The sequence below is a fragment of the Kribbella pratensis genome (assembly GCF_004365355.1).
GTDB lineage: Bacteria > Actinomycetota > Actinomycetes > Propionibacteriales > Kribbellaceae > Kribbella.
The window spans coordinates 520,632-539,206 of sequence record NZ_SODP01000001.1 but is presented as its reverse complement, the minus strand read 5'-3'; the positions used below and the strand labels follow the sequence as shown (position 1 = coordinate 539,206).

The 18,575-nt window shown below is 67.4% G+C and carries 21 protein-coding genes and 1 pseudogene; 11 read left to right on the top strand and 11 right to left on the bottom strand.

Annotated elements, in window-relative coordinates; genetic code table 11:
- Positions 1–239 precede the first annotated feature (239 nt).
- The gene (locus EV653_RS02575) at positions 240–590 is read right to left on the bottom strand and encodes a hypothetical protein (protein ID WP_134097573.1); all 351 of its coding nucleotides are present in this window, start codon (positions 588–590) and stop codon (positions 240–242) included.
- A 558-nt stretch (positions 591–1,148) separates the two neighbouring features.
- Between EV653_RS02575 and EV653_RS40930 the strand changes: the two genes are divergently transcribed.
- A complete protein-coding gene (locus tag EV653_RS40930; protein ID WP_166679269.1) occupies positions 1,149–1,301 on the top strand; it encodes a hypothetical protein in 153 nt (50 codons plus the stop codon).
- A 157-nt stretch (positions 1,302–1,458) separates the two neighbouring features.
- Here the strand turns inward: EV653_RS40930 and EV653_RS02570 are convergent, their stop codons facing one another.
- Positions 1,459–1,860: a DUF1003 domain-containing protein gene (locus EV653_RS02570; RefSeq protein ID WP_134097571.1), complete on the bottom strand. Its 402-nt coding sequence runs from the start codon at positions 1,858–1,860 to the stop codon at positions 1,459–1,461.
- A gap of 186 nt (positions 1,861–2,046) precedes the next feature.
- Positions 2,047–2,478 (bottom strand): hypothetical protein, encoded by a 432-nt coding sequence (locus tag EV653_RS02565; RefSeq protein WP_134097569.1) that lies wholly within the window; start codon positions 2,476–2,478, stop codon positions 2,047–2,049.
- On the opposite strand from EV653_RS02565, the gene EV653_RS42640 reads away from it, so the two are divergent.
- Positions 2,463–2,792 (top strand): three-helix bundle dimerization domain-containing protein, encoded by a 330-nt coding sequence (locus EV653_RS42640; RefSeq protein WP_370357109.1) that lies wholly within the window; start codon positions 2,463–2,465, stop codon positions 2,790–2,792. The genes EV653_RS02565 and EV653_RS42640 overlap by 16 nt on opposite strands.
- A gap of 320 nt (positions 2,793–3,112) precedes the next feature.
- Here EV653_RS42640 and EV653_RS02560 read toward each other — a convergent pair whose 3' ends face one another.
- A complete protein-coding gene (locus tag EV653_RS02560) occupies positions 3,113–4,102 on the bottom strand; it encodes an RNA polymerase subunit sigma-70 (protein WP_134097567.1) in 990 nt (329 codons plus the stop codon).
- A 122-nt stretch (positions 4,103–4,224) separates the two neighbouring features.
- Between EV653_RS02560 and EV653_RS02555 the strand changes: the two genes are divergently transcribed.
- The 3 genes from EV653_RS02555 to EV653_RS02545 are packed head-to-tail and all read left to right on the top strand — an operon-like array spanning position 4,225 to position 6,676.
- A complete protein-coding gene (locus tag EV653_RS02555; protein ID WP_134097565.1) occupies positions 4,225–4,797 on the top strand; it encodes a dihydrofolate reductase family protein in 573 nt (190 codons plus the stop codon).
- Positions 4,794–6,197, top strand: coding sequence for an MFS transporter (locus EV653_RS02550; protein ID WP_134097563.1), 1,404 nt, complete (start codon positions 4,794–4,796; stop codon positions 6,195–6,197). The genes EV653_RS02555 and EV653_RS02550 overlap by 4 nt, the downstream gene beginning before the upstream one ends.
- A complete protein-coding gene (locus EV653_RS02545; protein ID WP_134097561.1) occupies positions 6,197–6,676 on the top strand; it encodes an SRPBCC domain-containing protein in 480 nt (159 codons plus the stop codon). The genes EV653_RS02550 and EV653_RS02545 overlap by 1 nt, the downstream gene beginning before the upstream one ends.
- Positions 6,677–6,839: 163 nt before the next feature.
- Here EV653_RS02545 and EV653_RS02540 read toward each other — a convergent pair whose 3' ends face one another.
- Together EV653_RS02540 and EV653_RS02535 are read right to left on the bottom strand one after the other, a co-directional pair.
- On the bottom strand, positions 6,840–7,514 hold the full coding sequence (locus tag EV653_RS02540; protein ID WP_134097559.1) for a response regulator transcription factor: 675 nt from the start codon (positions 7,512–7,514) through the stop codon (positions 6,840–6,842).
- On the bottom strand, positions 7,511–8,674 hold the full coding sequence (locus EV653_RS02535) for a sensor histidine kinase (RefSeq protein WP_134097557.1): 1,164 nt from the start codon (positions 8,672–8,674) through the stop codon (positions 7,511–7,513). Before EV653_RS02535 ends, EV653_RS02540 begins: the two co-directional genes overlap by 4 nt.
- Positions 8,675–8,824: 150 nt before the next feature.
- On the opposite strand from EV653_RS02535, the gene EV653_RS02530 reads away from it, so the two are divergent.
- The 3 genes from EV653_RS02530 (at position 8,825) to EV653_RS02520 (ending at position 11,556) form a co-directional block, all read left to right on the top strand.
- Positions 8,825–9,724 (top strand): ABC transporter ATP-binding protein, encoded by a 900-nt coding sequence (locus EV653_RS02530; RefSeq protein ID WP_134097555.1) that lies wholly within the window; start codon positions 8,825–8,827, stop codon positions 9,722–9,724.
- Positions 9,721–10,527, top strand: a complete 807-nt coding sequence (locus EV653_RS02525) for an ABC transporter permease subunit (RefSeq protein ID WP_134097553.1) — start codon at positions 9,721–9,723, stop codon at positions 10,525–10,527. Before EV653_RS02530 ends, EV653_RS02525 begins: the two co-directional genes overlap by 4 nt.
- Positions 10,528–10,920: 393 nt before the next feature.
- Positions 10,921–11,556, top strand: a complete 636-nt coding sequence (locus tag EV653_RS02520) for a hypothetical protein (RefSeq protein WP_134097551.1) — start codon at positions 10,921–10,923, stop codon at positions 11,554–11,556.
- A gap of 50 nt (positions 11,557–11,606) precedes the next feature.
- Here EV653_RS02520 and EV653_RS02515 read toward each other — a convergent pair whose 3' ends face one another.
- The 4 genes from EV653_RS02515 to EV653_RS02500 form a co-directional block, all read right to left on the bottom strand.
- Positions 11,607–13,427, bottom strand: coding sequence for a serine/threonine-protein kinase (locus EV653_RS02515; RefSeq protein ID WP_134097549.1), 1,821 nt, complete (start codon positions 13,425–13,427; stop codon positions 11,607–11,609).
- Positions 13,428–13,709: 282 nt separating this feature from the next.
- Positions 13,710–14,258, bottom strand: coding sequence for a hypothetical protein (locus EV653_RS02510; RefSeq protein ID WP_134097547.1), 549 nt, complete (start codon positions 14,256–14,258; stop codon positions 13,710–13,712).
- Between the two features lie 294 nt (positions 14,259–14,552).
- Positions 14,553–15,122 carry a DUF5994 family protein gene (locus EV653_RS02505; RefSeq protein WP_134097545.1) on the bottom strand — a complete coding sequence of 190 codons (570 nt, stop codon included), beginning with the start codon at positions 15,120–15,122 and terminating at the stop codon, positions 14,553–14,555.
- A gap of 10 nt (positions 15,123–15,132) precedes the next feature.
- A complete protein-coding gene (locus EV653_RS02500) occupies positions 15,133–15,480 on the bottom strand; it encodes a lipopolysaccharide assembly protein LapA domain-containing protein (protein ID WP_134097543.1) in 348 nt (115 codons plus the stop codon).
- Between EV653_RS02500 and EV653_RS42635 the strand changes: the two are divergent.
- The 3 genes and pseudogenes from EV653_RS42635 to EV653_RS02490 form a co-directional block, all read left to right on the top strand.
- A pseudogene (locus EV653_RS42635) lies at positions 15,466–15,681 on the top strand (hypothetical protein); the annotation flags it as partial. The gene EV653_RS02500 and the pseudogene EV653_RS42635 overlap by 15 nt on opposite strands.
- Before the next feature lie 296 nt (positions 15,682–15,977).
- Positions 15,978–16,112 carry a hypothetical protein gene (locus EV653_RS42450; RefSeq protein WP_255510608.1) on the top strand — a complete coding sequence of 45 codons (135 nt, stop codon included), beginning with the start codon at positions 15,978–15,980 and terminating at the stop codon, positions 16,110–16,112.
- 71 nt (positions 16,113–16,183) lie between these two features.
- Positions 16,184–16,456, top strand: a complete 273-nt coding sequence (locus EV653_RS02490; RefSeq protein WP_134097541.1) for a hypothetical protein — start codon at positions 16,184–16,186, stop codon at positions 16,454–16,456.
- A 398-nt stretch (positions 16,457–16,854) separates the two neighbouring features.
- On the opposite strand, the gene EV653_RS02480 is transcribed toward EV653_RS02490, so the two are convergent.
- Positions 16,855–18,573 carry a S8 family serine peptidase gene (locus tag EV653_RS02480; RefSeq protein ID WP_134097539.1) on the bottom strand — a complete coding sequence of 573 codons (1,719 nt, stop codon included), beginning with the start codon at positions 18,571–18,573 and terminating at the stop codon, positions 16,855–16,857.
- Positions 18,574–18,575 lie beyond the last annotated feature (2 nt).

The window sequence follows — 18,575 nt, the reverse complement described above, 5'->3', positions numbered from 1 at the left end:
ATCGATCGTCGGAACAGCTTAGGCGCGGTCTTCGTCGATGGTTTGTTTGCGACGTCCCGGTTAACGAGAGAATTGCCAGCGGAGCTGGTTCGTTGTCGGCGAGGACGGTGGCGGTGCGGCGCGAAGTTTCACGTCGGAAAGCTTTGCACTCTCGGCTGTCTCCATTGTCGGATCTGCCCCCAGATGACTGGGCTTCATGACAGAGCCATTGACAGCCGAGTCGCTGTTGGAGTCGCCGGTCAGGTCAGCCTGGGATGAGCCGATCCGCTGCTTGGCGAACAGGACATTTCAGCGTCGCGGCGTTCACCTCGCGCGGACGTGCTGTCGGCCTTCGCCCGGGCCAGTACGGCGTTGACCGTCACCGGGATCTGCGCCGGATCCGTCATCAAGATCATGCCTCCGCTGGCGTTGACGAAGGTCAGCGCGTGGGCTGCCAGTGACCAGGCCCGCAGCTGCTTGGCCGCGAGGGAGTCGCTGATCACGACACCACAGAACCGGAGTTCGGACTGGAGCATGCCGCCGATGGTCTTGGCAGAGAACGCCGCAGGCACGTGGAGCGCGATCTTGTTGGCCACTCCGGCACCGAGCATGCCCGAGACGCAAACCTTGGCTGGCAGTGGCCGGGCTCGGCGCGGGCCGTGAAACCTGGCGGGCAGGGCACCGGTGCCGCACACTCGAACCAACCGCAACCGGGCTGTGCCATTGATTCGTGGTCTATCCAGGTATGGCGTTCTGTCCCGGCATGGCAGCGCGGCCGCTTGATGGAACTGGACAAAGGAGATCCACATGGTGACCGGAGAGCGGATGATCGTGAAGGAGGCGACACGCTACTGGTGGGTCTTCCTCGTCTCGGGGATCCTGTGGCTGCTAATCGCCTGGCTGGTGCTACGCCTGAACAGCACCTCGATCACGACCGTCGGGGTCCTGTTGGGGGTGGTGTTCCTCCTGGCCGGGATCAACGAGGCCGGGGTGGCGACCCTGACCCCCGGCGGCTGGAAGGTCTGGCACTACATCCTGGCCGTCATCTCCTTCCTGGGTGCGCTGTATGGCTTCATCCGGCCGGTCAACACCTTCTTCGCCCTCGCCTCGGTGCTGGGGCTCATCCTGTTCCTGTACGGCGCCTTCGACATCGTCCGGGCTCGGACCGGGTGTACAACCTGGGCCGGCGGACCTATCTGCTCTTGTTCTGGGTCGGGTTCCTGGCGCTGTTCCGGGGCATCTCCCAGATCTTCATGGCCTTCACCGTCCGCCACGCAGGACACGAGGCCGAGACCGCACTCGAGGACGCGAACCCCGGCTAACCAGCGACCCATCGAGCTCCGGCGGCGCGGCGCCATGGCCGCGCCGATGATCGATCGCCCGCGTGCCCCTTGGCAGCCCGACTCTCGGAGCAGCCCTATCACCTCTCTGCGGGGCGTAGTGCCTGACCGGCACCGATGCTCGGATGCCGCTGGTGGGCTACGAGGGCGATTCCATGAAGCGTCGGTGCAACTCCTTGGTGAGCACGTAGATCTGCCTGGTGATCTCGGTATTGGTCTTCAGTTCGAGTTCCTGCTCGTTGAAGTCATGGTCGGCCTTCGCCTGCTGGAAGGCGGCCTGCCGGTTCTGCCCGATCATGACGAACGTGGACAAGAAGATTGCCTCGAGCGATACGACCAAAGTGAGCATGGGCCAGGGGCGGGACTCGAGCAATAGCATCCAGACCGCGAACACGGCGATGTGGACGTACACGAACGGCATGGAGCCGGCGTACGCGGTGATCGCGTCGGCGATGCGTACCTGGAGGTCCTTGGCACGCTGAGCCTCTTGTTCGAGCACAGCGGGGTGATGCGGTCGGCTGTCCGTCCGAGAGGTGTCCATCTGACCTCCTACCTCCAGCTCCTTCACACCTGCGCCTTGCAGCAGGAATCCCGGCCGCTTCAGTCAACGATCGTCGACGGGACAGGGACGCAGATCAGCCGACACAGCAGGCGTCAAGAGTCAGATGTCACCACTCGCCGGACCGTGTCTCCTGCCGGCCGCGGAGCGTTGGCCTCTCAGAGCCGATCAATCGGCCGCCGCACCGGCGCGCTCGTTCGCGTACGCCCGCGCATCCAAGGCGTCGAGCACGGCGAGCCGCGCATTCTGGACCGTCCACTCGGCGTAGTCGATCGCGTCGGCGGCATCGGCCTCAGCCCACTCCGCGTCACCCTCCGCCACCTTCGCGTCGATCTGCGCGTTGCGTTTGTCGACCTTGGCCTTGATGTCATCCATCCTGGTCTTCGCATCGGCCTTCATCTGCGCCCACTTGCTCTGCGCGCGCTCTGCGGCCTCACCGGCCTCCTGCTTCGCATCTTTACTCGCGAGATCGAGGTCGACTTGAGCCTGATCAATCCGCCCACGGAGCTGGTCGCGCGATTCCGTGGCTGCATCCCGCACCGTCGCCAGCGCATCAGACGTACGCTTCTCGAGTTCTTCGAACTGTGCCGAAAAGTCCATCTCGTCCCTCCCCTTGGACATCGCCTGCACAGTCCAGCGAACGCCTCCTGAAGCCCGAGCGCAACCCCCAGCCAGATCCGCACACCGGTGCCTGTTTCGGTCGCCCGACGCCCTCTGGACCTGCCGGCAGATCCGCGTTGCGATGCTCGATCCTCCGTCGTCAGAAGCCGGCGTCAGCGAAGGTCATCGGGGTATCAGCAACAGTTCGGTGGCGCACCGAATTCGCCGATGCTCCGATACGCGCCTTCGTACCGTTGTTCGTCGAACGCAGCGCGAAACACAAACTGAACGGACGCCTGGCCACATCACGTTAGTTTCAACGGTCATTCTCGTCGAACACGCGGCGGGGCGTGCACTGCGACGCGGTGTACGAAGTCGGGGCGCTGTCGGCGCAGCCGCGCGGAGGCCGATGAACTGTCTGCGTTGCGGGTCAGTCTGGTTGGGCGTCCTGCCAGGCGTCGGCGGTTGTCTGGATCGCGTCGTGCAACGGCCATCGTTGAGTTCGCACCACGGCAACATGTCCCGCGCCCCTGTCCCGCGCCGAGTGGGCAGGCCAGAGTTGACCAGCTCGGTGGCGAACAGCCTGCGGAAGCGTCTGCCCACCCGAGGGCGTCGCCGGACCAGCCTCGGGGGCTTACGGCTCAGGTCTCGCGGAGGGGCCGGCGGGTAGCCATCGTGGCAGGCCGAACGCGGCCAGGTGGGAGGACTCGAAGCGGGTCAGCGCACTGACCCGGTCGCCGCGGATAGCGAGGACGAACAGGCCCGTCGCGTGGAAGTTCCCGTCCGGGGCGAGCACGTAGACGCCGAAGGCCGGTTGGCCGTTCGCCTCGGTCCCGACGAGACGATAGCGACGGCCGGTCGCGAAGAACAGCTGGGTGAACTGGCCGACGAGGTCGCGGCCGACGTACTCCAGCGGCATCGGGGGCATCGAGAGGAACACGTCGTCGGTGAGCAGGGCCAGCAAGCCGTCGAGATCGGAGGCCTCGTACGCGCGGGCGAACGAGGCCGCGGCCCGCCGGGCGTCGGCCGACAGATCCCCGTCGTGTGTCGGCAGGTCCCGACCCACGCGCGCCATGCCGGCTCGCGCGCGCTTGAGGGCGCTGTGCACGGCCTGCTCGGTCGAGGCGAGCATGTCGGCGACCTCGGCGGCGGAGAAGCCGAGCAGGTCCCGCAGCAGCAACGCCGCGACCTGGCGGCGCGGGAGGTGCTGCAGCGCGGTCAGGAACGTGAGCGAGATCGTCTCGGCCTGCTCGACGTGCTGATCCGGGCCGGGCGCGGCCGCGCCGGTGGGCATCGGCTCGAGCCACACGACCTCGCCGAGTTTCGTGGGTTCTGGCGGCAGGAAGTCGGGCACGTTCCACTCCATCTCGCGCCGGCGCAGCATCGATCGGCGGACGTTGAGGCATCGGTTGGTGGTAACGCGGTAGAGCCAGGTCCGCAGTGAGGAGCGGCCCTCGAACTCGGGCAGCCCGCGCCAGGCGGCGACAAGGGCCTCCTGCAGTGCATCCTCGGCGTCCTGCATCGACCCGAGCATGCGATAGCAGTGCACCAGGAGCTCGCGCCGGTACGGCTGCACCAGTGTCGCGAATGCCGCGGCGTCCACGGGGACTGATTGATCGGTCATGTCTCGCCTCCACTGATGACGACAACTCGGGGCCTCGAAACTGGGCGCTCGTTCCGCGCCCAATCGGACCGGTCCGTGGTGCCAGTACCTGCGACCACATCACGACCGGCAGGAGTCAGGCCATGGGCAGGATCGTCATCAGTACCAATGTCACCCTCGACGGGGTTTCGCAGGACCCGACCGGTGAGGAGGGCTCGAGTGTCGGCGGCTGGTTCCTCGAGATCAGCGAGGGCGACCGCGCCGCCTGGGCTGCTCTCGAGCACGAGGAGGCCAAGAACACCGCCGCGTACCTTGTCGGCGGGCGCAGCTACGAGTGGTTCGCAACGCGCTGGGTGGGTCGCGAGGGCGAGTGGGCCGCGGTCCTGAACGGCACGCCGAAGTACGTCGTCCGCTCGCACGCCGGGCGGTCGGACTGGGGGCCGACGACCGTGCTCGACGGCGACCTCGAGGCCGCGGTGAAGGACTTGAAGTCCCGCACCGCCGGCGACATCGTCGTCTACGCCAGCTATCAGCTGGTCGAGTCGCTGCTCGCCTATGGTCTCGTCGACGAGATCCGTCTGGTCGTGTTCCCCAGCGTCAACGGGGGCGGCGGTCGGCTCTTCGACAGCGCACGCGCCCGCCTGTCGCTGCGTGAAACCCGGCCTCTGGGTACGTCGCTGGTCTACCTGAACTACGACGTCGAGGTGGCGGCATGAGCACGGCCACGACCGCCCCGTCGACCGGGGTCCGCAGCGGTGCCGTCCTGGCACTCGCCTGCGCTGCACAGTTCGTCGTCGTGCTGGACGTGGCCGTGGTGAACGTCGCGCTCCCGTCGATCCGCGCCGATCTCGGGTTCGGCACCGGCACGCTGCACTGGGTGATCGTCGCCTACGCACTGATCCTCGGCAGCTTCCTGCTGCTCGGTGGGCGGATCTGCGACGTCTTCGGCCGTCGTACGGCGCTCTCCATCGGGCTGGCGCTCTTCACGTTGTCGTCCGCCGCGGCGGGTCTGGCAACGAACGCGGGGATGCTGCTCGGCGCGCGCGCCGCGCAGGGGCTCGGCGCCGCGTTGATCCCGCCCGCCGCGCTCGCCACGATCGCGATCACCTTCCCCGACCCGGGCGCGCGGGGGCGCGCTCTCGGTCTGTACGGTGCCGTGACCGGTATGTCCGCCTCGGTCGGCGTCATCGCCGGCGGCGTGATCACCGAGACACTGGGCTGGCGCTGGGTCTTCTTGGTGAACCTTCCGATCGGGCTGGTGCTGGCAGTCGCAGCGCTCGCGCTGCTGCCGCGCCAGCGCCAGCGAGCCGGGCGGCTGTCCAGGGGAGTCGCCTCCAGCGTGACCGCTTCGGCCGGCATCTTCGCGCTGGTCCTCGGACTCTCCGAGGGCAGCACCCGTTCCTGGTCCGGGGCGGCGAGCATCGGTCCGCTGGCGGCCGCCATCGTCCTGCTGGCCACGTTCTTCGGACTCGAGCGTCGTGATCCGACGCCCTTGGTCCCGCGCGAGATCCGGAGCCGGCCGGTCCTGAGTGCGGCGGCGACGGCGTTCTTCCTGTTCGGTGCCCTGCTGGCCTTCATCTTCCTCGGCTCGCTGCTGATGCAGCAATTGCTGGCGTATTCGTCCGCGACCACGGGGCTCGCCTGGCTAGCAATGACGGTGACGTCCTTCGTGGCCGCAGTACTCACCGGGACGAAGCTGCTTCCGATCCTCGGCGTCGGAAGGCTCATCGTCGGCGGGCTGGTGCTCCTGGCGGCGGCCGCCGTCCTCGCAAGCCTGGTGGGACCGGACGCCCACTATGCCAGCGGCCTGCTGCCCGCACTCCTCGTTGCCGGCGCCGCAGGCGGCTTTGCTGCCCCGGCTCTGCAGATCGGGGCTCTGACCGGAGTGCCGGAGCACGCGGCCGGCGTGGCCGCCGGGTTGTTGGAGACGATGCGCGACGTCGGCGGCTCGGTGGGCATCGCCTTCGTCGCCACTGCGCTCGCGACCGCGGCCGGCTCCGGTTCGGACCTGGCCGATGGCTTCCACCACGCCTATTGGATCGTCGCCGGCCTCGCCGTCCTGGGCGCCGCGACGGCGCTCGCAACCATCCGACCCAACCACCCCAAGGCCACCTGATGACGAACTCCTACAGCCTCGAACTCCATCTCCCCGTCGGACCTGATCAAGTACTCGCGGCGATCCACAGTCCCACGACATGGTGGTCCGAAGGCATCACGGGGCCGACGGCCGACGTCGGCGACGAGTTCGACTATCGCTACGGCACCGTCCACCACAGCCGGATCCGCATCTCGGAGTCCAGCTCGGAGCGGGTGGTGTGGCTGGTCCTCGAGAACGAGTTCGGTTTCCTCGAGGGCGAGGACGAATGGATCGGCACCCGCTGCGTCTTCGATGTCGCCCCGACCGAGTCCGGCACTGTACTGCGGTTCACGCACGACGGACTGTTCCCGCACTTCGCCTGCTACGACGTGTGCAGCCAGGGCTGGGATCACTACGTCGGCTCCAGCCTGGTCGCGGCAATCACCGACGGCCGCGGAACGCCCAACGCCAAGGGCACGGCCCGGACGTCGTACGAGGCCTCGCTCCCGTCCGACTAGCGGCTCCGGCTCGCAGAGCGGCCCCTGACACCCACAAACGCCGGAAGACGTTTGCGCGGGTCAGGGGCCGCTTCCAGGCACTCACTCGGTGGGAATCCCCCACGCATGACTAGTGAATGGTGAGGACTGCTGTCGCCACACCTCAGCGGACCGTTGATGGACCTCAGTGCAGGCCTGCGTCGTGGATCCGGTTCGCGATCTGGACGCGGTTGCTGGCCTGGAGCTTGACCATGATGCGTGAGACGTGCGCTTTGACGGTGGCCATGCTCAGGTAGAGCTCGTCGGCGATCTGCGCGTTGACCTTGCCTTCGCCGACCGCGATGGCCACTTCACGTTCGCGGTCGGTGAGGGTCTGGGCCAGCGCCTGCGCGTCGAGGACCCGCTGGGGTTCGGGATTGTCGTGACCGAGCCGGGCGATCAGTTGGGCGGTCACGCTGGGAGAGAGCATGTGGTCGCCGGCGGCGACTTTGTGTACTGCCTCGACGATCTGCGCCGGTGGGGTGTGTTTGAGGAGGAAGCCGCTGGCTCCGTCGCGCAGTGCTCGAAGCACGTAGTCGTCGGCGTCGAACGTTGTCAGCACGATCACTTTGGGCGGCGTGGGCTGGCTCATCAGCCAGGCGAGAGCCTCGAGGCCGTCCAGTCGTGGCATTCGGATGTCCATCAACACCACGTCGGGCGCGGCCCGCGCGATGAGGTCGAGCCCGGTCTGGCCGTCGTCGGCTTCGCCGGCCAGTTCGATGGTGGCGTCGTCGCGCAGGATCATCGCGAGTGCCGTGCGAACCAACGCGTCGTCGTCGATGATCACCACCCGGATCGGGGGTCCGGCAGGGTCGTTCATGCCGGCCACGGCAACCAGGCGCGGACCACGAAGTCTCCGTTCAACTTCATGTGCTCGAGGCGGCCACCGATCAGGTCGGCGCGCTCGGTCAATCCGAGCAAGCCGAGACCAGAGCCGGGTGTCGCGCTCGCCGTGGCGCCGAGCCGCAGCGGGTTGCGTACCTCGAGCATCAGCTGCCCGCCGGGGCGACCGCTGAGCGTTACGTCGACTGCGGTGTCCGGTGCGTGTTTGCGAGCATTTGTCAGGCTCTCCTGGATCATCCGGTACGCGCCGCGTCCGATCGCTTCGGGCGGACCCGCCAGGTTGTCGACCTGGTTGTGCAAGCGGACTCGCGTGCCGGACCCGATCGCTTCCTGGACCAGCGCCGGAAGGTCGGCCAGCGTCGGTTGCGGCCGCTCCGGTGGTGCATCGGTTTCGAGTGTTCGCAGTACTCCGAGGATCGCGTGCAGGTCCTGTAGCGCGAGGTAGGCGCTCTTGCGGGTGATGGCGGCCGCTTTGGACACCTCGGCGTCGCTCAGACTTCGGCAGTACTCCAGTGCACCCGCATGCAACGCCACCAGCGAGAGTCGATGGGCCAGTGCGTCGTGCATTTCACGGGCGATCCGTGCCCGCTCGGTGGCCTGCGCCTGTCCGACCCGCAAGCCCTCCTCGCGTTCGGCGCGGTCCGCTCGTTCCCGCAGTGTGGCCACGAGGTCGCGGCGTGCCCCGACGTACATGCCGGCGGCAATGACCGCGCTCACGAAGACGACCGTGAACAGCACCGAGATCGGTAACGCCGCCTGACCGGGCTGGGTCTCGAAGTAGACGACGGACGCAACGACTCCCACCACCGCCAGCGGCACGATCTCTCGCCACCGCCGACGGGTTGCCAACGACATGGCGGTAACTACCACAGCCCCCGATGCGGCGGAGGAAACACCTCCGATGGCGCTGACGAGAAGGGCGATCGCGAGCGGACGGCGCCGTCGCCACCGCATCAGTACGACGCTGAGGATGCCGAGGACGAGATCCAGGGCCAGGTACGGAGCGAAGTTCCATCCGTAGGCGTTGTAGAACGTCGCTATCCAGAAGCCGGCGCCGGTGATGCTGGCGAAGAGGTAGCGCCACGTCGACTGCCAGTGGCTCAGCGGAGGTGGTGGCGCGACTTGGATGGCGTCCACCTTCCCCACCGTACGGGAGGCGCGCGGTTCGGGGCAGGGACCGCGGACCAGGCCCACCCCCTACCGCGGGCTACACAGGTCTGTCCCGTGGTTTCCGGACCTGGCTGCGCGGCTGATGTGCCGGGCCCGCGCCGGGGCCAGGCTCGACACATGATCACAGTCGAAGAACTCAGCAAACGCTACGGCGCACACCAATCCGTCGACCGGGTGTCCTTCCGGGCCCAGCCCGGATCCGTCACCGGCTTCCTCGGTCCCAACGGGGCAGGCAAGTCGACCACCATGCGGATGATGACCGGCCTGACCCCGCCATCCGCAGGTCGCAGCACCATCCTCGGCGTCCCGTACGCCAAGCTCCCCAATCCCGGACGGCACGTTGGGGTCCTTCTCGACGCCTCGGCCCAGCACAGCGGACGCACCGGACGCGAGGTCCTTCGCCTCGGCGCCACCGTCATGGGACTTCGCCGCCAGCGGGTGAACGAGATGCTCGAGATCGTCGGCCTGTCCGGCGACGAGGGCGACCGTCGGGTCGGCAACTACTCCCTCGGCATGCGGCAACGGCTCGGCATCGCACACGCCCTGCTCGGCGACCCGCAGGTCCTGATCCTGGACGAACCGGCCAACGGACTCGACCCGGCCGGCATCCACTGGATGCGTGGGCTCCTCAAGAGCTTCGCGGATCGCGGCGGGACGGTCCTGCTGTCCTCGCACCTCCTGCACGAGATCGAGGTCGTCGCCGACCATCTGGTCGTCATCGGCCGCGGTGCCATCGTCGCCGACGGCAGCAAGGCAGAACTGCTGAACGCCGCCGGCACCCTGGTCCGCGGCGCCGACCCGGACGCCTTGGCGCGCTGCCTCGACAACGCCGGCTACGTCTACCAGATCGAACCCGACGGCGCGTACGTCGTGGATGCCACCCGCGAGCAGATCGCGACGGCCACCGCCCGGCACGGCGTAGTCGTCACCGAGTTGCGTGGCGCCGACGGTGCCGGACTCGAGGACATGTTCCTGCAGCTCACCGCTGACGACGCACGAGAGAAGGTCACCGCATGAGTACCGCGACCCACCAAGCACCGCTCCACCTCGACGCGTCCCCGGACCCGAGCGTGACGCCAGTCCCGTTCACTCGCCTACTGCGAGTCGAGCTACGCAAGCTTGTCGACACCCGGGCCGGGTTCTGGTTGCTCACCGCCATCGGCCTCATCACGGTTGCCGTCATTGTCGTGTTCCTGTTCGTCGCCGATCCGGACCAGTTGACGTTCGTGAACTTCGTCGGTGCGACCGCAACCCCACAGAGCATCCTGCTCCCGGTGCTCGGCATCCTCGCCGTCACTGCCGAGTGGAGCCAGCGCACCGGCCTGGTCACCTTCACCCTCGAACCAAGCCGGATCCGTATCGCCGTCGCCAAGCTGGTCGCCGTCACCCTGGTCGGCCTGCTTGCCGTCGTCGTGGCACTCGGCATCGCAGCCCTGAGCAACCTGGCCGGGATGGCCTTCATGGACGGCGCCGGCAGCTGGAACGTCGGAGCCGCCAACGTTCGCGACTTCTTCGCCGTGCAACTGATCGGCATCGTCCAGGGCTTCGCCTTCGGCATGCTGCTGATGAACACCGCCGCCGCGATCGTGCTGTACTACGTGGTCCCGATCGCGTGGACTGTGCTCTTCTCGATGGTAGGTGCACTCGAGAACGCCGCTCCCTGGCTCGACGTCAACACCGCCATGGCACCCGCCTTCGATCAGCAGACGTTCCGGGGCGGCGACTGGGCGCACATCGCGGTCGCCGGGACCATCTGGGTAGTCGTGCCACTCGCCCTCGGCCTCGTACGGCTGCTCCGCCGCGAGGTGAAATCCGCCTAACCCGCGCAGCCCGCAGTGTCACCGTGTGGTGCAGCTACGACGCCACCACACGGTGACATCTCGTACGTCGCTAGTGGCCACCACCGCCGTGACCGCCACCGTCCGAGCCGTGGCCTGCGTGGCAATTCACACCGTTTGTTAGCAACTCCGTCAGCAACGCAAGCCGTTAGCAGTCCGGGCACAGTGCGGCCCTTGACTGCGGTTTGTGCGGCCGCTTGGTCGGATGAACTGGATTGCCATGGTGTAACGGGGAGGGGCTTGCGGCATCACAAAGACTGGGAGCACGGCGCATTCTGGAGACAAACGGGAGCGAGCGGTAGCCAGGCGGTATGGGCGTATCACGCAGCGGATTACGGATAGCGAGTGGGCCGAGAGTGTCATGATCGGAGGGCGATGACGGCGTCACGGCGAGACAGCCCGCCCGCCGAGGGAGTCCGCAGCCTGGAGGTGCGGTGGATCTTCCCAGGGTTGTTGGCGGCCGCGATGACCGGATGGTTCGAGCGTTTTCCGGCCGAGGTGAGATGGGTGGAAGACGCCTACCTGCTCGATCCGTACCTGCCCGGGCTGTCGGTGAAAGTGCGCGGCGACCGGGCGCTGGAGGTGAAGCTGTACGGCGGCAGCCCTGGGCTACTCCATCTCGCGGGGCGTGCCTTGGGACGCCTGCAGTACTGGGAGAAGTCGTCCTTTCCGCATGGCCCGGCCAGCTACGTCAGCGGCAGTCGGACTACCTGGCGGCCGGTGAACAAGAAGCGCCGTATCACCTGGTTCTCACGGACCGCCGGGGCGCGCGTCCCGGGACTGAGCCACGACCGAGGACGCGCGGTGGAACTCACCGAGGTCAGCGTTCGTGGCGAGCTCTGGTGGACCCTAGGCTTCGAGGCAACCGGCCCGACTGTTGCGCTGCGCACCGAACTCGATGCCGCCGTCGCAGCCGTGTTCGCCCGGCCTTTGCCGGTTGATGTGGATCTGGGCATGGACAACTGTCAGTCGTACGCGCACTGGCTGCGCCTACGAGCCAGTGCCGGGTGACTTAAGCCTGATGGCAGCGGACCATCTGGCCGTGGTCGAGGGCGGGTGCGTTATGAGGCGGGTTGGAAGGTTTTGAGGATGGTTCGTAGGGCCGGGAGGTTCTGCTGCCACTGGGCGTCGGGTGTGGACCAGTAGATTCCGTAGGCCTGGTTTGGGCTGGTGACCACGCCACGGATTAGGACGTGTTGTCGCCCGGATCGTGCGGCGTAGGTGAATTCCCAGTCGGCGGCCTTGTCGAAGTAGTTGACTGCTTCGATTCGGATCCGGTGGTAGTCGGTGTAGCCGCTGCGGCGCGCTGCCTCCTGTTGGCGCCAGTCGGCGACGGGATCGGCCTTTGGTCGGTCGGTTTGGTCGATGATCAGCAGGCCTGATCCGGAGGGTTCGCGGAAGTACACCGGGCCGCTGCCTCGTTCGGATGTCCACCCGTTCGGTACCGCGACGGAAAACCCGGTCGGGTCGCGGTGACGTTCGAACCCGGCAGGCACGGCCGCGACGGGCGTGGACGGCTGTGCCGAAGGCGACGGAGTGATGGACGGCGAAGGAGTTGCCGTCGGAGCCCGTGTGGTCCTTGTCGGCGTCGCGGTTCGGGTGGTGTTCGCGGTCGGTGAGGCGCTCGGTGGGCGTTGGGCGGTCGACGTACTGCGCGACGCCTGGCCGGCCTGAGTCGACTGCGCTGCAGGCTTGTCGCCCGAAGAGTCACCGGACTGCCGCATCATCGCCCAGCCCGCCACGGCCGTTAGCACCAAGAGGCATGCGACAGCAGCAGGGAGGACTGTTCGCACGATCCGATTTGGCGGTCCAGCGACAGGCGCGGCCTCAGGAGGTGACCCGTGGCCGTCGTTGTCGCCTGTGCTGGAATCGTTCCCGGCGGCGGGTGGAACACGAACCGGCTGCGCCGGCGGATCGGACTCCGGCGTGAACGAGGCGATGGGCAGCAGGCGGGTCCGCTGACCGCTGTCCCGGTTGGAGTCTTCCCACGGCCGCTGAGCCACTGACGGCGCGGGCTCGCGAGTTGGTGCAGCTGATCGATCGGTTGCGGATGTTGCGACGTCCGGCGTCCACATTGCCAGGCGCAGCAGACGGGTCGCCTCGGCGGCCTTCATCCGCGAGGCCGGATCCTTGGTCAACAGGCCTTCGATGACCGGCCACAGCGGTCCCGCGTGGGGAGCTGGGTCGGGCGGCTCGGCGACGGCAGCGGCCAGCGTCGGGAACGCGGAGCCCCGGTCGAACGGTGACCGTCCTTCCACGGCGGTGTACAAAGTGGCACCCAACGACCACAGGTCCGACTCCGGTACTGCGCCGCGCGCTTGAACCCGTTCAGGAGCGATGAAGGCGGGCGAACCGACCAGCGCGCCGGACCGAGTCAGCGATGCGTCACCTTCGAGGCTGGCAATGCCGAAATCGGTGAGCACCACCCGACCGTCGTCGGCAAGAAGCACATTGCTCGGCTTCACGTCTCGGTGAAGCACGCCGGCCGAGTGCGCGGCCTGCAGAGCCGCCAGCACCTCGAGGCCGATGCCGGCGACCTCCCGCCATGGCAGCCGCCCGCGCTCGTGGATCAGTTCCCCGAGTGTGCGTGACGCCACCAGCTCCATCACGAGCCATGGCCGGCCGTCGTCCTCGACCACGTCGTACATCATGACAACGTTCGGATGGGCCAACCGGGCCGCCGACCGGGCCTCGCGCAACGTCCGCCGACGAAGTACGTCCCGCTCTTCTTCGGGCAGCTCCGGCGGAACAAGAACTTCTTTAACCGCAACCGGCCGACCCAGGAGCTCATCCCGCGCGCGCCAGACGATCCCCATGCCACCGCGCCCAAGCCGATCAAGCAAGCGGTAACGCCCAGCCAACAGCGGGTACTCCGGGGCCATCGTCAGCCCCCGACCGCTGCGCCGGCACCGGGCGTGCAGGCGAGGCAGAACATCACGGGCTACTCCGATCCGACGGCGTCGACCTCTTTCCCGCCCCCGGTTCCCATCCAGCCCCACCCAACACTGCGCAATTCGAGCCGTCACCGCGCCAACACAGCCGCGGCGGCCCAGGAGGCCCCTCGAAGCCTGCCTTCGCGTGCGGACGACGGTGTGCCCGGCGGCCGAAAGCGTGTCCGCGTGGCGTCGATCAGCGGTCGCTTTGAAGCGGTGTCGCTGCCGAACTCAGCGATCGCGTCGGAACGCATTCCTTGGTTGTCGAGTCATGCCGAACGGCACCACGGCGATCACCATGGCGAGGACGGCCACTGGGTCGATCCACGGAGGGTGTCTCGGCCAGGCCAGGAGTACGGCCGGAATGGTGAAGGCGATAGCGAGCCCGATCGCGGCCCCGATGTCGCCAACTCGCCGACTGCTCCCTTCTTCCGGCGTCCCCGCGTGCAGGCTCTCGGGGACCTCGCCTGGATCGCTCGGCCGCAGGGTCTGCGCCCAGTAGTTGATCAGGCCAACCGCGCGGTCCGTGCCCTCGTCCACGGCAAGCTGGTGCAAGGCCCAGGCGATGCAACGGCGACCATCTCGCCGACGGATCACGGCTCCGAATGCACCGGGCTTCGCCGAGACGACGTTCTCTCTGGCGATCCGGTGAGTCCACAGCGGATTGCGCACAACCAGTTCGTCAGGTGAGAGCCACACCGCGGGCCGTACGAGACCGAACCACCAGAGGGCCACGTACATCACGATCGCCGTCAGCGGGTCACTGATCGGATGGTCCACTTGCATCGCGGTCGAAATCAGAGCGATCGGGGCTGTAGCGAGGATCCCCAGTCCAACCTCGATCCGAACGGCCAGACTCACCCGCCAACAGCGACTGACTGCACCATCGGTCAATCGGTGCCCCGCGCGACGGCCTGTGCTCACTCAGGAATCATGGCACGCATCTGCCGGCGGAAGTCGAGCGGCTGCGGTGGGCGTGTGAGTTCGCCTCGGTACCGATCGTGCATGCCTGGCGGCGGCGTTACGTGGACATGCCTGCGCTCCTTTGACCAGGCCTTCCCGCAGCGTTGGCCGTCAGGTCGTCACGTTGGCGCGGACTGCAGGGGTCACGGCTGCGATGTGACCGCCGTCGGTCTCCCAGGCGTCTTCAGGAGATCGCCCGGCTGTTGGTGACTCACTCAAGGGCCCGGCGCCGGAACCGGACGCAGCCGGCACCAGGTCTTGCGCATGGATCCGGTTGCCGTCCTCGGCGGAAAGCGTCATCGCAGCAGCGGCCACAGCTGCTGCGGTGCCTGGTGGGATAACAGCCAGGTCCACGCGGTCACCGGCTCTGCCCGCCAGGGCAATCAGCAGTCCGGGAGGCTGGCTGGCAAAGAAGCCCAGATGCACGACTCGCCCGTCGACGGCCAGACGGCGCGGATGGCTGTCCCAGTCACCGCGGTAGAGCATCATGCGGGTGATCGGCCCGCGCAGCTTGTCGATGGCCAGGACGAGGCCGGGGATCTCGGCGACCGGATCTGTCGACCGCGGCCACCAGCTCCCGTCCAGAAGACCTTTCGATCCGCCGGAGCGCAGCCGCAGTCGGGGCGTCGACGGTGCCGACTCGGACATGACTGTTCTGCCGTCGCGGGCAATGAGCGTCATCGCGACAACCTCAATCCTTGCCGCGGCGGACCAGGCGGCGCAGCTGGGTCATCCGGGCGGCGCCGATCGATGTGGCCAGCACGGCAGCGGCGACGGCGGCGATGAACAACGCGAGCGCGAGCGGCACGGAGCCGTTCAGCCACAAGAAGTTGATCGCGACACTACCGGTGTTCTGCAGCATGAAGACGATCAGGACCACGAAGCTGATCACGGTGACGCAGATCCCGAGCCAGGCACCGCTGATCCGGGTGCGCGGCACCCGAGTCGGCAACGGTGTGACGAGCTCGTCGACCGCCGAGGACGGCGTATCGGCTGCAGGGGTTTTGGGCGCGTTGCGAGTGCGGTGAAGTACCGACATGACATCTCCCACGAAGGGCCGGTGTGGGCGGGCAGCCTCAAGGCGGGATGTCGTCGATTTCCGGAGCTACACCCCACAGTACGCCGGTTACCACCAGAAAGCCCTCGCGGCCACCTCGAAGCCGCAATCCAGAGCCGCACCAGGATCGCGACAGCGATCGGCATCCTTATCGAGCGCGGCCAAGTGGATCGTCCACGGGTCTTCGCCGTCCTCACGCGATTCAGCCAGCACTCCAACCGCAAACGGCACATCCTCGCCGAGAAGAAGGTCCTCGAAACCGAATCTGGTCAACGAGGCCGACTCCAGCCCGCGAATCGAACCCACACCTGGCGTGGCTTATCCGTCGATCACAGCGCAACAGCGCGTGGTCCCTTGCGGACAACTCCCCCACGGCTCAGAGCTACTGCCCCGGTGGATGAACAAACGTCGTCAGCATTCGCCGCCGGCACCGCTCAGCGAGGTTGGTGCAGAGAAGGACCTTGGCTTCGGTCCAGATCGTGGGTCTTCCGAGCGCCGCGCTCTACGTCGCGGCGTTGGTCGCCTGGGGCGGGGTGTGCGGTCGCGACGCTGCAGCCGAAGGCACGTGGCCGAAACCACGATCCACGCTGTCGCGAGCCGAGCAGGTAGACTGACAAGGACTCCGGAGCGATGGCATTCCAGGTGGCATGTCGGGAACCCCCGCAGCCTCACGAGGCGATGCCCGATGTCCATCCGACCCCTCTCAGTCCCCGGCGGTGCATCTCGCCGCTTTGCCACGGATCATGCTCTCCTCGACCTGTTCGCCGACATCATGTCCGCCCGCGCGGCCGATCGGCAGGCGCGTGGACTGCGACGTACGGACGCCCCCTCCCGCAGCGACGCCAATCGCCTCTCCTTGTCACTCGATGCCTACGCCAACGCGCTGGAGCAGTACCGGCTCCCCGTGCCCCCGGTGATTCGCGACGAACTCCGGCTGCGCAGAGGGTTGCCGTCATGAACGGCATGGAACAAGTCCCGACCCTGCACGCCCACGTGGACTGGAGGCTGCGCAGCTTCTCGCTCCCCGGACACGTGATGGTTCTGACGGCAGCAGGTTGGCGCCGAGGCTGGCTGGTCGCTCGCGAAAACGGCCAAGCCGGCTGGAGAGGGCTAGTGCAGTACGAGCTCGATGACGTGGAGATCACCGAGTACCTAGCGGCTGACCACATTGCCTCACCGGATCTCTGGCTCACGAGTGAGCCGACATCAGATGACCAACGAGATCTGCCTCATGGCACCCGCAGTTGACCTCGGACAGGTCTCGACTACTAACGGCTGCAGCGATGCCCGAGGCGGATCATCCGGCCTGCTTGAAAGCCGGCGCCGGAACCTGCGTTCCGGCGCCGGCCTGGTGAGTTAGTGGCCTCGGGCTACCTTTGTGGCGTTGATGATGCCGTCGCCGAAGAAGCCGTTGTTCGTCGGCGTGCCTTCGCAGGTCTGGGTGGACGTCACGGTCACGAAGGAGCCGTCGGGTTGCTGGACCTGGCGGGTGTAGGTGAAGGCCGCGGGTGTCGGGCATGGGGTGTCGGTTGCCGTGCTGCGGAGTGCCTGCTCTACGGCGGCCGGGGAAGCCATCTTGCCGCCGTTCACGAGATCTGAGACGCCAAGCCGGCTGACGGCCAGCGCAGCGACGCCGGCGGCGTGTGGTGACGCCATCGACGTGCCCTGCAGGTACTGGTAGTAGCCGCAGACTTGCTTGTCGCAGCTCCTGACGACGCTGGGCGTGTTCGGCGTTCCGTCGGGATTGAGCTGACCGCGCTCCTCGGCGAGGTGCTTCGGGTACGCGGCGAGTATGGCCTTCGTGATGTCGCGCTTGTTGTCGGCGGTGTCGTACACGTCCCCGCCAGGTGCGGACAGATCGGCGTACCCGTTGCCGTAGTCCGAGTAGTAGGCCTTGCGCTTGGTGATGCCGGTGCTGGTCACCGAGAGGACGTGGTTTCCCTCTGACGGCATCGAGGTACACGAGGCCGGGATTGTCCGCGAGTACGGCGCTTCACCGGGGACGCCGGCGAAGTCCGGGCTCGAGCTGTCGACGATCGTCTTGGTGTAGTCAGTCGCGCCGTTGCCCGCCGCTGCGACCAGCGTGACGCCATGGTTGTAGGCGTAGTCGAGCGCCCGCTGCATCGCCGTCACGACAGTTCGCTGCTCGGCCTGGGCCTCGGGCGAATCAGCCGGATTGTCGGCGCAGTTGAACAGCCACGGATCGACGTAGAAGCTCATGTTCACGACGTCGATGCCGTGATCGCCCGCGTAGGTCAAGGCATCGACCGTGGGCTGCAGGAAGAAGTAGCCCGAGTCCTGGCCGGCTCGCAGATTGACGATCGTCGCCTTGGGCGCAATGCCCGCGATCCCGAGCTTGTTGACCGGCGACGCGATCTCGGACGCGACGTGCGTACCGTGACCGTTGTCGTCCTCGTCGACAGGGTCGACGCAGCTCGGGTGCTCGCACGGTCCGTCGACCGTCGCGCCGTTCGCGTCGACCGGGATGTCTGTCGTGAAGTTGCGGCTCAGCGCCTTGTCGAAGTTGTGGGCGATGTCGGGATGGGTGCCGTCGACGCCGGTGTCGATGATGCCGACCCGTACGCCGGTGCCCTGCTGGTAGCGCTGGGAGCCGTCGGCGGTGGCGCCGATCTGCTGCATGTCCCACTGCAGCCCGGCCAGCGGCTCTTGCTTCTTGTCCGCCTTCTCATTGCCCGCGCTTGCACCCTGAAGGTCGGCCTGCGCGGGGTCGAGCTTCACGCTCACCTTCCCAATGGCCGCGACGTCCTGAGGCGCCCGGCCGATGACCGTGCTTCGCGCGACGCCCTGGATCGCGGCCGAAGCGCCGGCGGCAGCCTGGAAACTGTCGCTCTTGGTCGTGACGGTGGCGACTCCGATCGCCGCGTTCTCGCTGATCACCGTGCCGCCGGCCGCGGCGATCGCGGCATGCGCGGCTTCAGCGGAACCGCCCTGCGCGTAGAGGACGACAAACTGTCGCTCTTGGCCGCTGGTCGCCGTACCGGGACTGGCTGCGACCCACAGCAGCCCGGCGACGCTCCCTGCCACGACGGCTGCGCGCGTGACGTACCTGAACATTG

Excerpts from the sequence above, each read along its gene's own strand:
- EV653_RS02575 (WP_134097573.1), bottom strand. The coding sequence starts at position 590 with ATGCTCGGTGCCGGAGTGGCCAACAAGATCGCGCTCCACGTGCCTGCG.
- EV653_RS02570 (WP_134097571.1), bottom strand. The coding sequence starts at position 1,860 with ATGGACACCTCTCGGACGGACAGCCGACCGCATCACCCCGCTGTGCTC.
- EV653_RS02565 (WP_134097569.1), bottom strand. The coding sequence starts at position 2,478 with ATGGACTTTTCGGCACAGTTCGAAGAACTCGAGAAGCGTACGTCTGAT.
- EV653_RS02560 (WP_134097567.1), bottom strand. The coding sequence starts at position 4,102 with ATGACCGATCAATCAGTCCCCGTGGACGCCGCGGCATTCGCGACACTG.
- EV653_RS02555 (WP_134097565.1), top strand. The coding sequence starts at position 4,225 with ATGGGCAGGATCGTCATCAGTACCAATGTCACCCTCGACGGGGTTTCG.
- EV653_RS02550 (WP_134097563.1), top strand. The coding sequence starts at position 4,794 with ATGAGCACGGCCACGACCGCCCCGTCGACCGGGGTCCGCAGCGGTGCC.
- EV653_RS02545 (WP_134097561.1), top strand. The coding sequence starts at position 6,197 with ATGACGAACTCCTACAGCCTCGAACTCCATCTCCCCGTCGGACCTGAT.
- EV653_RS02540 (WP_134097559.1), bottom strand. The coding sequence starts at position 7,514 with ATGAACGACCCTGCCGGACCCCCGATCCGGGTGGTGATCATCGACGAC.
- EV653_RS02530 (WP_134097555.1), top strand. The coding sequence starts at position 8,825 with ATGATCACAGTCGAAGAACTCAGCAAACGCTACGGCGCACACCAATCC.
- EV653_RS02525 (WP_134097553.1), top strand. The coding sequence starts at position 9,721 with ATGAGTACCGCGACCCACCAAGCACCGCTCCACCTCGACGCGTCCCCG.
- EV653_RS02520 (WP_134097551.1), top strand. The coding sequence starts at position 10,921 with ATGACGGCGTCACGGCGAGACAGCCCGCCCGCCGAGGGAGTCCGCAGC.
- EV653_RS02515 (WP_134097549.1), bottom strand. The coding sequence starts at position 13,427 with ATGGCCCCGGAGTACCCGCTGTTGGCTGGGCGTTACCGCTTGCTTGAT.
- EV653_RS02505 (WP_134097545.1), bottom strand. The coding sequence starts at position 15,122 with ATGACGCTCATTGCCCGCGACGGCAGAACAGTCATGTCCGAGTCGGCA.
- EV653_RS02500 (WP_134097543.1), bottom strand. The coding sequence starts at position 15,480 with ATGTCGGTACTTCACCGCACTCGCAACGCGCCCAAAACCCCTGCAGCC.
- EV653_RS02490 (WP_134097541.1), top strand. The coding sequence starts at position 16,184 with ATGTCCATCCGACCCCTCTCAGTCCCCGGCGGTGCATCTCGCCGCTTT.
- EV653_RS02480 (WP_134097539.1), bottom strand. The coding sequence starts at position 18,573 with ATGTTCAGGTACGTCACGCGCGCAGCCGTCGTGGCAGGGAGCGTCGCC.